Source organism: Psychrobacter sp. LV10R520-6 (assembly GCF_900182925.1).
Classification (GTDB): Bacteria; Pseudomonadota; Gammaproteobacteria; order Pseudomonadales; family Moraxellaceae; genus Psychrobacter.
This window is the reverse complement of the sequence record NZ_LT900024.1, coordinates 237,566-251,856: the sequence shown is the minus strand read 5'-3', so window position 1 is coordinate 251,856 and position 14,291 is coordinate 237,566. Positions and strand designations below refer to the sequence as shown.

The following is a 14,291-nucleotide window of genomic DNA, read 5'->3' as shown; positions in this document are numbered from 1 at the left end:
CTTAAATCACTCATACATTGCCTCCGCTCTCAGTAGTGCTGTCAGTAGTAACAATCGGCGATTTTTTAGGTTTGGGCCTAAACATGGCAAGCATACGCTCAGTCACCGCAAAACCACCGAAGATATTGACACTGGCTAAAAATACGGCAAAAGTACCGAGTAAGCTGGTCGCGGTAAACATATCGCCATCGATAGTGACGGTCTGAAGCATCGCGCCTACAATGACAATACTTGATAACGCATTGGTTACTGCCATCAATGGCGTATGGAGTGCTGGCGTGACCCCCCAAACGACGTAATATCCGACAAAAATAGCGAGTACAAATACGGTAAAAATTGCTACAAATGGGGTGCTACCCATGGCCGCACCAGCTGGTGCCGCCGCTAAAACAGTGGCAATCATCTTATCCTCCTAAAAATTTATTCATTACTGACAATATATAAAACGAGACAGGTAAAACCTGATATTTAAAATATTTAACGCTTAGCGAGGCGTACTTGACCCTCATGTGTGACTGCTAATGCGCCTTGAATCTCATCTTCCATATCTAGGTGAAGTGTCAATTTATTGGATGAAGCATTATCTGTCGCTTCTGTGGTTGCTGCGGGGGCAATTAAAGTGGTGATAAAATTGACGAGGTTATTAGCATACAAATCTGATGACTGCGCTGCGAGCTGTGATGGAATGTTAGCAGCACCGACAATACGCACACCATTGTCTGTAGTGATGGTTTGGTCAGCGACACTGCCTTCGACGTTACCGCCCGTTCCAGCAGCCATATCTATCAGTACTGAGCCCGCTTTCATTTTATCGAGCGTGGTTTTATGTACCAAACGCGGTGCTTGACGACCGGGTATTTGCGCAGTCGTAATGACGATGTCAGCACCACTCAGCGCTTTGTCTACGACAGCTGATTGATCTTTCATGTATTGCTCTGATGGCGTCCACGCATAACCGCCAGTCGATTTGGCCTTTTGCGCTTCTTCTTCACTCATCGGTACATCAAGCCATTTTCCGCCCAAAGATTCAACTTGCTCTCTAGCAGTAGGACGTAAGTCACTGGCTTCAACCACAGCCCCTAGACGCTTGGCAGTTGCAATCGCTTGCAAGCCCGCAACCCCAACGCCCAAAATAACTACTTTGGCTGGCTTGACCGTCCCAGCTGAAGTCATAAACATCGGGAAAGGACGCGAGTATTCATTAGCAGCAAGCAATACGGCTTTGTAGCCGGCAAGATTGGCCTGCGATGACAGGACATCCATATTCTGCGCCCGTGACAATGTGCGAGGGAGCAGCTCCATCGCAAAAGCAGACACGCCTTGCGCCGCATAAGTGTCAAGCTGAGTATTACGGTAAGGATCAAGCATGCCGATGACAATTTGACCAGACGCCAAACTATCAACTATAGTCGCTGGCAAGTCATTCACCGTGGTGATGATACGCGCATCAGCAATGACATCGCTGCTACTGTTTGCAATATTAGCGCCCGCCGCTTGATAACTGTCATCAGAATAATAGGCTGCTTGACCTGCACCGGACTGTATGACTACCTCAAACCCAAGCTTACGCAGTTTTTTGACCGCGTCTGGGGTTAGCGCCACGCGGTTTTCATGGGCAACATCTGCACTGATTACACCGATTTTCATACCGTCTCCTCACCTCTAATTACTATACGTCGAATTTCTGTCTTTGATACCTCTCAAAGCACCTTGTTCAAATCATAAATCTAACCAAAGATTATCAATTTAATAAATGATAGTTAGTTTACCATCACGCCTTTTTATTATAGAGACTTCGTTTACCAACTTTCATTGCTTATTCATGACTCATAAGTATAATAAAAAGTTAGGTTCTTACACCATTTCCATAAATTTTATTGTTATATTTGAAATTTTTATTTTTTCAGCTCGCTGTAATCTATAACTAGACCCATATAATACGGGTACGAGAAAGATAGATGCAAACTTTAAATGTAATACGTTGAGCGAATCTGATACCGTAACAGATTTGTCATTGGTCTACTAAATAAGGAATGATTATGTATTTTGTACTCTCCCCTGCTAAATCATTGAACGAAACGGATGCTGTACCCGTAAGCCTTGACAGTTGTTACAGTCAGCCTGCACTCATTAACCGATCAGCACAGCTCATTCAACAACTTAAAACCAAAGATCCGATAGATTTGCAAGAGCTTATGGGTATCTCATCTGATCTTGCTACCCTTAATGCGACGCGCAATCACAACTGGCAGCTGCCCTTTACCACTGACAATGCCAAAGCGGCTAGCTACTTATTCGCAGGCGATGTCTATACGGGATTAGACAGTTATGGCATGGATAAAGAGACAATCATATATTTAAATGAACACTTGGGGATATTGTCAGGCTTATATGGTGTGCTAAAACCATTGGACTTAATCCAGCCGTATCGGTTAGAGATGGGAACTAAGCTTCAAAATGAGCAAGGTGCCAATTTATATGAGTTTTGGGGCGAGCAGATTACCGAGCTACTGAACATGCGTATCAGGGATGTACAATCAGCAAATGAGCCGCCAGTGTTAATTAACTTGGCATCGAATGAATATTTTAAAGCGGTAAAGAAAAAGGTATTGGATGCATTGATCATCACGCCACGTTTTGAAGATGAGAAAAATGGACAGTATAAAGTCATTAGCTTCTATGCAAAAAAAGCACGTGGACTGATGGTAAAGTATGCCGCTGATAATAGACTTACCAGCGCAGAACAGCTCAAGGCGTTTAATCTAGCAGGATATTATTATTGTGCGGAGGCTTCTGATGATAAGACTTGGACGTTTAGACGGGATGCTGTGGATCAGTAATGATAAAAATTAAGTAAAGCTTCCTTAATTCTAAAAATACCCGTTAAAAAACCCCGAAAAGCCAAGCCTATCGGGGTTTTGTTTTGTAGTAGCGTTATTAACCATAAAAAATTGACAACACTAATTGAATATCTTGTTGAGGATTATTTTCCTTCTACAGTATCAGATTACATTAGTCGATTAAAGACGATGTACAAGTATGCATGGAGAATGGTCTATTGAGTCCATTCTTGTAGAAGGGCAAATACTAATAAGGCAAGTCGAGGGAAGGTGAAACGGGTAGTGTTATAAAAGTGGCTCATATCAATAGAAATAAGCCACTAGATTTCACTGTGTTAAAAATAACTATTTGGCAAAGCATAGTTATCCAGCGACCTCTTCAGTCATAACCGCACAGTCCTTTCGATTGTACTGCGCTGATACTGCTTCATATTTACCTTTTAAAAGGGCATAGTCGGATTGGAGTGCTCCATCACCTCCTTCTAAAAAGAAAAGTGCAGGCCAAAACAATACTAAGCCAACACCCATTTGCCATGAATCAGCTGATGCTTTTTTATCTACTTGACCAGTAATTGTGGCTACTCTTTGCGATATATCTCTCATTTCATTTTCCAAAGTAGGGCAGCTAAAACTAGCATATTGATTTGGAGATACATAAGTTGTAGGAATATTAATAGATTTACTAGCACAACCACCTAGGATAAAAATGGTAGCTAAAGTTATAAGTATAGTGGGTAATTTATTTTTCATTATTACTTCCTCGGTCTAAAATAAGACTAATATCTCATATGTGTTTCTGATGCTACTTTTTGTTACTAGAGTATGAACGTAAATATTGAAAAATTCAAACTTACTCTATGAATAAGATTAAAACTACCCAATATTCGTTAGTTATTCTGTTTAGCACAAACTAGACAAGCTAATTCGTATTATCTAGCGGAGAGATATTAAGCTTCTTGTCATACTTGGTTAAAATTAAACGCACATTAAAAAAGCCCCAACTCAATGAGTTGGGGCTTTTTCTTAGCTGTAATCACCAATAGTTATTATTGATGATTTTTAGCAGATAGGAATATCGGTGTTAGCGCAGCTTACATCATGCCGCCCATACCGCCCATGCCACCACCAGCACCGCCGCCCATGCCAGCCATGCCGTCATCGCTTTCTGGTAGGTCAGTAATCATAGCTTCGGTTGTGAGCATCAAGCCAGCGATAGAAGCAGCGTTTTCTAGTGCTGAACGTGCAACTTTCGCTGGATCAAGAATACCCATCTCAAGCATATCACCATAAACGCCAGTAGCAGCGTTGTAACCGTAGTTACCCGTACCGTTTTTCACTTCGTTAACGACAACTGAGGCTTCTTCACCTGAGTTGGTCACGATTTGACGTAATGGAGATTCCATCGCACGGCGTAGGATATTGATACCGGCGTCTTGGTCGTCGTTATCGCCTTTAAGCTCAGCCAATGCATTCATGGCACGAACTAATGCGACACCGCCGCCAGGGACAACGCCTTCTTCAACCGCAGCACGAGTAGCATGCAAGGCATCATCAACGCGATCTTTCTTCTCTTTCATTTCAGTTTCGGTTGCCGCACCAACTTTGATGACTGCAACGCCGCCTGATAGTTTTGCCATGCGCTCTTGTAGCTTTTCTTTGTCGTAATCAGACGTTGATTCATCAGCTTGACGACGGATAGAGTCTACACGCTCATTGATATCAGCTGTGTTGCCGGCACCATTGACGATAACGGTATTTTCTTTACCGACAGTAACTTTTTTGGCGGTACCAAGCTGCTCAAGGGTAGCAGTCTCAAGGGTCAGACCAATCTCTTCTGAGATGACCGTGCCGCCTGTCAAGGTTGCGATATCTTGTAGCATTGCTTTGCGACGATCACCAAAACCGGGTGCTTTTACAGCACAAGTTTTTAAGCCGCCACGCATATTGTTGACTACTAGAGTTGCCAATGCTTCGTTTTCAACGTCTTCAGCAATGATAAGCAAAGGTTTGCTCTGCTGCATTACTTGCTCAAGTAATGGCACGATTTCACGAATATTGCTGATTTTTTTATCAACGAGCAAGATATATGGGTTTTCAAACTCAGCAGTTAGGCTGTCTTGCTTATTAGCAAAGTACGGGCTGATATAACCACGGTCAAACTGCATACCTTCGACGACTTCTAAAGTGTCTTCAAAGCTTGACCCTTCTTCAACCGTGATAACGCCTTGCTTGCCGACTTTGTCCATAGCTTGCGAAATCAGTTCACCGATTTTAGTGTCTGAGTTAGCAGAGATAGAACCCACTTGGGCAATCGCTTTTTGATCATCAGCTGGGGTGGCTAGCAGATGAATTTGCTTAACGGCTTCGCGTACGGCTTTATCGATACCGCGCTTAAGATCCATTGGGTTCATGCCAGCGGCAACTGATTTCATGCCTTCTTGCAAGATTGATTGTGCCAATACGGTAGCAGTCGTTGTACCATCACCAGCAACATCATTAGTGCGGCTTGCTACTTCACGTACCAATTGTGCGCCCATGTTCTCAAACTTGTTTTCAAGCTCGATTTCTTTGGCTACAGATACACCATCTTTGGTGATCGTTGGGGCACCAAATGACTTATCGATAACCACGTTACGACCTTTAGGGCCTAAAGTGACTTTAACGGCGTTTGCTAGGATGTTTACGCCATCCATCATTTGTTTGCGGGCATCACTGCCAAACTTTACGTCTTTTGCCATGTTAAATTACTCCAATAATTTGGTTGAATAATCTGATGAGATTATCAAGAATGTTTTTAAATAAGTTAGCTATTGTTATAAGGGCGTTGCTTTAGTTTTAAACCCTTACTACGTCTCTGTAAAAGTATTTATCTACAGATAACAGCGTTATTTATAATTAGCCTTCTAATACACCCAATACATCAGCTTCTTTCATAATTAATAGCTCTTCACCGTCAAATTTAACGGTTTGGCCTGCGTATTGACCGAACAAGACTTTATCACCAGTTTTTACATCTAACGCACGAGTTTCGCCATTGTCACGAATCTGGCCATTGCCCGTGGCTAAGACTTCACCTTGTGAGGGTTTTTCTTGGGCTGAACCTGGTAATAAGATACCACCAGCAGTTTTTGTTTCTTCTTCTATACGGCGGACGACAATACGGTCATGCAAAGGACGAATATTCATCGATATGACTCCAAAAGGTTGATTGTTTGAATTAAGGAATTGTTTTATCTAAATGTCTCAATAGCCAATCTTAAAGATAAGCATTGAGCTTGTTCCAAAAAATGGGGACAGGAGGAGATAGCTTCAAGTGTAAAGCTAAAAAATTTACAAGAAGATTTCGTAAAATGAGTTATTTATTTATGCTTATCAGTAACTTTACTGACAAAGCTTTACTTATAATGATGCCATAGGCGATTGTGGCAACATTAACTACAAGAGCCAAACGTCTACTATGCTTACTACTCTTGAAAATGTAACAGCATATGACCATTATAGTCCTCAAGCAATAAATAATAGCTATCAAAAAGACTGCACGGTATCAAATAAGCATCGAAATAGCAGCACGACCACCAATTAAGGAACATTCATGAGTTTTTCGTCAATCAATGAGCCATCTACAGCCCCCCATTCTAATCACACAAAACGTGGTAAACACAAACTCCTATCTCTATTTACCACTGGAGCCAGTATCGCGACCATTGGAGCGTTAAGTATGACTGCCCCCACCCTTGCCAGCGCAAAAAACATACAGCCATCAAGTGCTGATTACAGCTTTACCGTAGAAGATAAATATAAAGGGACAGCAACCCGAAATATAAGTAAATCAGGTAACCTCTGGAAATATGATGTTAAGGCACGCGTTGCCGGTATTGCTAGCGCCTCACAAAGTAGCGCCTTCACTATAGTAGGTAACAATGTTAGCCCTACGCAAGCCAGCACTACTTATAAGTTGCTAGGCTTTGGGCGCACCCATAATCTCAAATTTAATCCGAGCAAAAAACAAGTGGCCAGTACGTATAAAGGCAAAACCATCAATCTAAGCATGGCTCAGCAAGCTTTTGATGATTTAAGCCTTGAGGTGCAGATTCGCCAAGACTTACTCAATGGTAAGTTCTCTGGTAATTACTACATGGCCAAAAAAGATAAAATTGAGAAAACACCTTTTAAAAAATCTGGCAATACTAAAATAACCGTTCCTGCCGGTACGTTCGATACCGTGCGCGTTGACCGCATCCATGATGATAGTAGTCGCTCTACCAGCTTTTGGTTAGCGCCAAGCTTGGATTACCTACCAGTGAAAGTTAGCCAGATAAATGATGGTAAAAAAATGGATCTAGAATTGACCAAAGTAAATTAATGAGTGCTTTAACTTTGAGTACTTTAGATTAGTATCCGGCTAATCATTATATAAAAAATCGGCGCTCTAACTATTAGAGCGCCGATTTTTTATGGCTTTCTTTTATGGTTTTAAACCTAGAACCTTTAACAAGGCTAGTGTTGTCTGGGGGGTTTTTCTACATTGTTCATTGAGGGTAGACGTTTTAATAGCAGGAATAACCAGGTATTAATCAAAAATATTAAGACAAAATCAAGCAAATAGACTGCCAACTCTGCCCAGCTACTGCCATAAATGCGGGCGAACAGCACGACCCCGCTAGCCCCTAAATAAACCAAGGTAACCATACTATCTACCAATAGCGCATAAGGCGAGCGTCCGCGTAGTATCGACGGCGTTAAAACCAAGGCTGGCACCAACCATAGTGCTTGCCAGGCAATACCACCGATAATATCAGGATTCATCGGGTTAAAAATACTGATTAAAATAGGCAGTCCTAACAGCCGATAAATCAGCCATACCAACCACGTCAGCATTAAGCGCTGCTGCATTGGGGCAATAGGCTTTTTAGGCTTGGTAGGCTTAGCCGAATTTTCCGTCGGCGTTTGACGATTAGGAGGATTGGAAGTGTTCGACATTAGATATGTTTATTTCCCAGTTGATGACACTACTCTTAAACAGAGTAATGTTTCTTCAGCGGCTACTACTCATTAGTATCAATAATACATCATTAAACCCTTGATACATCATTAGAACCAGCAGGCCACACCATTAGAATAAACCATTAAGACAGGCCATTATAATAAACAAGCTTAACGATTCCAGTCAGCTTGCGCCAGAGCTTTAGCACTAATCGCCAAACGACGACCTTGGGCTACGGCTAATTCACGCTCATCATCGGATACAGGTTGATCATGGGCAGCACCGCTGACATGACTCACGCCATAAGGCGTGCCGCCACGATGGGTACGATTAAGCGCGGGCTCTGCATAGGGTATACCAACAATCATCATGCCATGATGAATTAGCGGCAACATCATAGTCAACAGAGTCGTTTCTTGCCCGCCATGCATCGAGCCGGTTGCGGTAAATACTGACGCCGGCTTGTTTTGTAGATTGCCTGCCAGCCAAATGGTAACGGTATTGTCCCAAAAGTACTTCATTGGCGCGGCCATATTACCAAAATGAGTGGGACTGCCTAGTGCTAAACCCATACAATCTTTGAGATCATCCATCGTACAGTAGAGATCGCCTTCTTCAGGAATCGCAGGCTTACTTGATGTGGTCTCAGGCGCGACCATTGGCACAGTACGAATACGCGCAGTCATGCCCGCCTCTTCAACACCTTGAGCAATGGAGTAAGCCAGGGTCTTAGTGGTGCCATAACTGGAATAATAAAGTATCAAAACATAAGGGGTGGTCTGACTCATGAGCAAAGCTTCCTTTTAAAAATTTAGTTTTAAACTATTTGATTATTCTTATAAGATCACCGGTAGCAGCACCTCATTAATAAAAGCGCTTAGAGTAGCCTTTATATCGTGCTGTGAGCTATGAATGTACGATTTAACCAGTCGCTGTTATGAGTATATGCTCACATTATGCCCGACTCGTCAGCTCATATGCAAACGTAACGTCCGGTACGGCTATTCTGCATTGTTATTAGCAGCGCTATGCATTTTGACACAAATAAGGAGCAGATGCTGGTGGCACATTTTTGTTACACTATTGCTACTTTTACCCCTCTTAAATGGTCGACATGGAAAACTTATTAAAAAAGCTGCCTTTTTTACAGCAACGCTGGTTTCTATTTTTACGATTCTTGACTCGGCATTTCTTCGAAGACAATTGCCAACAAAAAGCTGCCTCTCTTACTTACACCACCATGCTGTCAATTGTTCCTATATTGACGGTGTTGTTGATGATTCTATCTTCGGTACCAGCGCTCGCTTCGGTTAGAGCACAGATTTATGAGGTCATCTATAGTAATTTGCTACCGCAATCAGGCTTACAAGTCAGCAAATACATCAATAGTTTCGCTGAAAAATCCTCGAATTTGACCGCTATCGGGGCGATGATACTGTTTATTACTACTATCCTGACCTTAACTACCATTGAGCGTGCCTTTAATCAGATTTGGCGAGTAGAAGACCGTTCTGGTGGTATGAAGAGTATGCTGCGTTATTGGACCATTGTCACCTTGGGTCCATTGGTACTGGGCACCGCATTTATCGTTTCTAGCACCGTGCAGAGTCTCAGCTTTTTAAACCGTCAAATCGGCGGTTATGGTATTGACTGGTCATTTTGGGTGCAGGCAGTCTCGATTGGGATAACGGTAGCCGGCTTCATTGGCATGTATTGGTTCATCCCAAAAGCACGCGTGCCAGCTAAGAATGCTGCTATTGCGGGTATTTTTGTCGCCATCGTATTTGAGCTGCTCAAGCACATCTTCGGTACCGTGATGACTAACTTTACCAGTTATGAAGCGATTTATGGGGCCTTTGCGGCGGTACCTATTTTTTTATTATGGATTTTTTTATCGTGGAATTTAATTCTACTAGGGGTTGAGATTAGCTATACCCTAACGATTTTTGAGACCGAGGAAGTTTATCCGCGCCACCCGTTACTGAGCTTATTAGATATGCTTAATCTGGTCTATACCCATCATTTAAGAGGCGACGCGGTCAGTGAGCAAGAGCTACGTGATGTGCTGGGCCGTAAAGAGCTGCCAAAATGGTACACCTATATTAACTACCTTAAAGACTGCAATCTGATTACCACGACCGAACATGACGAATATGTGCTCAAAAAAGATCTTAGCAATATGTCGCTATGGGATTTTTATCGTACCTTACCTTATCCGCTACCGATCAAAGACGAGCTGGATGAGATGAAGCAAGAAGATCAGAAGCCATGGTTAGGCTTGTTGGTGCAGCGGTTTGAGAATACGGAAACATGCGCGCGTGACCAACTTGACTTGCCATTAGCTACTATCTTTGCTCACAGTCAGCCGCGCAAAAAATCGCCTTCCGATGAAGAAGTTACTCACAGTAATCGCAAAGTATTTGAAACATCTGCTGACACTAAGTCTAGCAGGCTTTCTAAAGACGATTTAGATAGCGATTCAGTTAGCAAGGCTACGCCAGACTTTGATCCCGTAGCTTATGATAAAGACAGTGAAGTGGACTGTGATAACTATCGACGTGAAATTTTAATACCTGACGATACTAATGAAAAACAGCCACCCAATAATAAAAATAATGACCGTAAGGGCAATATCATTACTGAAGCGGATAATCCAGAAAGTCATAAGTAAACGTCATAAGTAAACAATTTCACTACTGAGCAGTATGAGACATCTACTATAAAAATTAAAAAACTGGTATGAATTCTGGAGCTAACAACGTTGAACAAAACCCCTGGAAACAGCTTGCCCAAACGTACCTTAGCGGCAAGCCTACGCTGGCTCAAGCAATTCGTGCACTTGTGGTCGTTGCAGACACTAACCAGTTTGCCTGATCGCCTAAAAAACATATGGCAACAGCTGATTGGCTCTTACTGGTTTATTCCAACAGCTTGTGTACTATTAGGTATTTTTTTAGCCCCGATACTGGTCTCTATCGATGAGCACTTTGATCGTCAAACCGTCAAGGAACTCACTTTTGCTTTTACGGGTGATGATCAGGCGGCGCGCGCGATCATGACCGCGATTGCAGCAGCAGTACTTGGGGTAGCAGGAACGACATTTTCGATTACTATTGCCGTACTATCTATGGCCTCATCGCAATTTGGACCGCGGCTGCTACGTAACTTCTTGACCGACACCCCCAACCAGTTTGTACTGGGTGCCTTTATTGGCACCTTTAGTTATAGCTTATTGGTTTTAAAATCTATTCATAAGTACGATGTTGAATTTGGTGTACCACAGTTAGCGGTGACCTTTGCCATTATCATGGCCATTATTTGTGCTTTGTTGCTGGTTTATTTTGTGCAGCATATGGTGCATGCTATTCAGGCATCCCATGTTATTAAAGATGCCAGTGATGATGCGATTGAAAATATTCATTATTGGTATAATGATAACTGTGATATTCAGCATCAGCGCGACGTGGCAAGTGAAGATGTTACGCAATTTTCTAACTGGCCAGCAACTGCTATTTATGCGCCAAGCTCAGGTTATCTTCAGCAGACATATATTGAATCGCTGGTCACATTGGCGCAAGACTACGGCGGCGTGCTGCAGATGTGTACCAATCTGGGGAACTTTGTTACCGACAAGAACGTCATGGGGTATTTTTACCAGCGTCCAGCAGATCACCTAAATTACCTACAAAAAACCAAAACCTCACATCTAGCTATCATGCCGCGCAGGCCTGATGGAGTGTTCTGGCAGCGTTTTGCGACCTGTATTCGTCTTGATCGCAGGCCAACCCACTCTAATGACATTGCCTATAGCTTAGGACAAGTGACTGAGATTGCGATACGCGCGCTATCGCCTGGTATTAATGATCCTAAAACGGCGATCAACTGTTTGCAGTCATTGACTACTTGCTTGAGTATCATGATGCGCCGCCAACCGCCCAGCCCCTATCATTTTTATACACCGCCTCATGATAAAGACACCTCTAACATCACAGTAAACCAGCCGCGCGTGGCGATATTGGCAGTCATTACTAAAACGCCCAAGATATCTGACTTTATCGACATATCTCTTGGGGAGATACGCCGTTATGCCACGACTGATCTGATGGTGTTAAAAGCGCTATGTCAGTCTATGACCGATCTTAATTATGCACGCGTGAACAGTGCTCAACGGCAAACACTACTACACGAGCTGAGCTTAATTGGGCGTGCAGGCGAAGAAAACCTTAGCTATAGTGAGCTAATAGTTGACCTGATGGCGATGTGCAGTCAGGCGCGGCAGTTCATCCATAATAAGGACGCCAAGCACCAACACTTTGAATATGTTAGCGAGTTTTCAGCACACATTCATAAAGCATTACAGACAAAGTCGAGCTAACTTCTCATATGACAAGTATAGTATTCATATATATACACATGAAAACACAAACGAGTACGAGTAAAATAACAAAACAAGCACGGCATATCGCCATATCAAGCTTTAGGGTTATGGCAACTCTTTATATTAATTTGAGACTCCTTTTATGGCATCTGCAACCAGCCTGACCATACTTGAAATCAGCGCCATCTTTTTATCAGTTACTGCCTCGCTGGCCTATGTTAATCATCGCTTCATCGGTCTACCAACGACCATCGGTGTAATGGTCATCTCTATCCTCTTGTCTATTGTAGCGATATTTTTAGGCTTTTTAGGCTTCGATCAGCTGATTGATTATGAGGTCAGCTTATTAGACCAACTTGATTTTACCGAAGTATTGCTTGATGGCATGCTCTCCATGCTGCTATTTGCGGGTGCATTGCATGTCAATATTGGGGATTTAAAGCGCTATAAACTGCCCATTGGTATTCTTGCTTGTCTAGGTACGGTCATATCCGCGGTGCTCATTGCCACTGCTATTTATTTTATGTTACCACTGTTAGGTTTTGGTCTGCCATTCATTTGGTGTTTGTTATTTGGTGCTTTGATATCACCTACCGATCCCATTGCTGTGATGGGTATCTTAGCGTCAGCAGGCGCGCCGAAAAGTATTGAAACTGTCATCGCTGGCGAGTCTCTATTTAATGATGGTATCGGCGTCGTTATCTTTGTGATACTTCTCGGGATTTTATCTAGCGGTGATATTCCAACCGTCAACTATGTGGCACATACGCTGGCAGTCGAGGCTGGTGGCGGCATCGTCTTTGGCTTGGTGCTGGGGGCAATTTTATATTACTTAATTAAAAGCATTGATAGTTATCAAGAAGAGGTGCTATTAACCCTAGCTGGCGTGATAGGAGGTTACGCGCTGGCCAGTCATTGGCATTTGTCAGGCCCGCTGGCCATGGTCATGATGGGGCTAATGGTCGGTAACCGCGGGCGGGAGCTGGCGATGAGCGATAAGACTCGCCACTACATTGATTTATTTTGGGAATTGATTGATGAGATTCTAAACGCTATTTTGTTTGTTTTAATCGGTTTAGAGGTGGTGATAATTGCTTTCTCAGGTAATTTATTTATTGCTGGCGGCCTAACCATTATCATTGCGCTACTGGCTCGTTTTATCGTAGTGGGAATGACTACCAAGACCTTTAGTAAGCAGCTCGCTTTGCCCTCTGGCGCATGGAAAGTCTTAACATGGGGCGGTCTGCGCGGAGGTATTTCCGTAGCGCTAGTTTTACAGTTACCTATAGGAGCGGAACGCGATATTTTATTGGCGTTGACCTATGCGGTGGTAGTGTTCTCTATTTTGATTCAAGGTTTGAGTGTGGGCAAAGTGGCCCAATCAATTCGCCCTATTGAGGAAAAGCAATTAAAGGTTTAGACCAACTAGAATAGTGTCCTTTAAGCCAAAAATAAAAAACCAGCACTAGAGATATCCTCTTTATACTGGCTTTTTATTGTTGAAGTCTGTATTACTTAGTAAAATTCTTCATGCAAGTTTCTTCTATAGCAAACCTTTGCGTTTCATATTGCGATAAACCACAATAATAATAATAATATTTGTTATCAGAATTCCCAGCTTAAACCAATCAAACGGGCTTACAATCAGGTAGTACAGCTCAATGGGAATAAATATGCCATAGCCCACCACACCAAACCAGTATGCCCAGGTTTTATCTTGCCATAATCCGTAAGCTTCAATAAAGCGCAAACTGGCATAAGCAAAAATTAATAATAAAAATAGCGGCCAGTTTTTACTTGCTTGCTGCGCAATCTGCAACGAGCTTTCAATTTGCGGTGCTAAAAAATGACCAAAATTCTGTCGCCAAGAGTCTGTCGCGCGCACCAGCCAATGATCAAGATCAGCATGCCATAACCATAACGCGCAAGCTCCAAATAGCGCACCTATGCCTTTGACGACTTCATAAATCGCGACTGCTTTGATTGATTCGCTAGACTTATAATTATCAGGGCGCAGCTTGTCATCATGGCAGATAATATCAGGGTCTTGGCCCACCGAGGACGGTTGCTGATCATCATCCTGACGGGG

General features: G+C 42.8%; 13 protein-coding genes. 5 read left to right on the top strand and 8 right to left on the bottom strand.

Annotated features, from left to right (window positions below; genetic code table 11):
• Positions 1-10: 10 nt before the first annotated feature.
• Both U1P77_RS01150 and U1P77_RS01145 read right to left on the bottom strand, forming a co-directional pair.
• Positions 11-361: a proton-translocating transhydrogenase family protein gene (locus U1P77_RS01150; protein ID WP_321156577.1), complete on the bottom strand. Its 351-nt coding sequence runs from the start codon at positions 359-361 to the stop codon at positions 11-13.
• 116 nt (positions 362-477) lie between these two features.
• Positions 478-1,647 carry an NAD(P) transhydrogenase subunit alpha gene (locus U1P77_RS01145; RefSeq protein WP_321155618.1) on the bottom strand — a complete coding sequence of 390 codons (1,170 nt, stop codon included), beginning with the start codon at positions 1,645-1,647 and terminating at the stop codon, positions 478-480.
• Positions 1,648-2,039: 392 nt separating this feature from the next.
• Between U1P77_RS01145 and yaaA the strand changes: the two genes are divergently transcribed.
• Positions 2,040-2,840 (top strand): peroxide stress protein YaaA, encoded by an 801-nt coding sequence (gene yaaA / locus U1P77_RS01140; RefSeq protein ID WP_321155617.1) that lies wholly within the window; start codon positions 2,040-2,042, stop codon positions 2,838-2,840.
• A 363-nt stretch (positions 2,841-3,203) separates the two neighbouring features.
• Here yaaA and U1P77_RS01135 read toward each other — a convergent pair whose 3' ends face one another.
• The 3 genes from U1P77_RS01135 to U1P77_RS01125 form a co-directional block, all read right to left on the bottom strand.
• A complete protein-coding gene (locus tag U1P77_RS01135; protein ID WP_321155616.1) occupies positions 3,204-3,590 on the bottom strand; it encodes a hypothetical protein in 387 nt (128 codons plus the stop codon).
• 341 nt (positions 3,591-3,931) lie between these two features.
• Positions 3,932-5,578, bottom strand: coding sequence for a chaperonin GroEL (gene groL / locus U1P77_RS01130; RefSeq protein WP_201556562.1), 1,647 nt, complete (start codon positions 5,576-5,578; stop codon positions 3,932-3,934).
• Positions 5,579-5,735: 157 nt separating this feature from the next.
• Positions 5,736-6,026 (bottom strand): co-chaperone GroES, encoded by a 291-nt coding sequence (locus U1P77_RS01125; protein ID WP_321155615.1) that lies wholly within the window; start codon positions 6,024-6,026, stop codon positions 5,736-5,738.
• A 406-nt stretch (positions 6,027-6,432) separates the two neighbouring features.
• On the opposite strand from U1P77_RS01125, the gene U1P77_RS01120 reads away from it, so the two are divergent.
• Positions 6,433-7,203 (top strand): DUF3108 domain-containing protein, encoded by a 771-nt coding sequence (locus U1P77_RS01120; RefSeq protein ID WP_321155614.1) that lies wholly within the window; start codon positions 6,433-6,435, stop codon positions 7,201-7,203.
• 134 nt (positions 7,204-7,337) lie between these two features.
• On the opposite strand, the gene U1P77_RS01115 is transcribed toward U1P77_RS01120, so the two are convergent.
• A complete protein-coding gene (locus U1P77_RS01115) occupies positions 7,338-7,733 on the bottom strand; it encodes a hypothetical protein (RefSeq protein WP_414479058.1) in 396 nt (131 codons plus the stop codon).
• Between the two features lie 261 nt (positions 7,734-7,994).
• Positions 7,995-8,612: an NAD(P)H:quinone oxidoreductase gene (gene wrbA, locus U1P77_RS01110; protein ID WP_321155612.1), complete on the bottom strand. Its 618-nt coding sequence runs from the start codon at positions 8,610-8,612 to the stop codon at positions 7,995-7,997.
• Between the two features lie 326 nt (positions 8,613-8,938).
• Between wrbA and U1P77_RS01105 the strand changes: the two genes are divergently transcribed.
• The 3 genes from U1P77_RS01105 (at position 8,939) to U1P77_RS01095 (ending at position 13,622) form a co-directional block, all read left to right on the top strand.
• Positions 8,939-10,495 carry a YihY family inner membrane protein gene (locus U1P77_RS01105; protein ID WP_321155611.1) on the top strand — a complete coding sequence of 519 codons (1,557 nt, stop codon included), beginning with the start codon at positions 8,939-8,941 and terminating at the stop codon, positions 10,493-10,495.
• Between the two features lie 90 nt (positions 10,496-10,585).
• Entirely contained in the window at positions 10,586-12,199 is a 1,614-nt protein-coding gene (locus U1P77_RS01100; RefSeq protein ID WP_321155610.1) for a DUF2254 domain-containing protein, read from the top strand.
• 145 nt (positions 12,200-12,344) lie between these two features.
• A complete protein-coding gene (locus tag U1P77_RS01095) occupies positions 12,345-13,622 on the top strand; it encodes a cation:proton antiporter (RefSeq protein WP_321155609.1) in 1,278 nt (425 codons plus the stop codon).
• A gap of 123 nt (positions 13,623-13,745) precedes the next feature.
• On the opposite strand, the gene U1P77_RS01090 is transcribed toward U1P77_RS01095, so the two are convergent.
• On the bottom strand, positions 13,746-14,240 hold the full coding sequence (locus tag U1P77_RS01090; RefSeq protein ID WP_414479057.1) for a DUF2127 domain-containing protein: 495 nt from the start codon (positions 14,238-14,240) through the stop codon (positions 13,746-13,748).
• Positions 14,241-14,291: the final 51 nt, after the last annotated feature.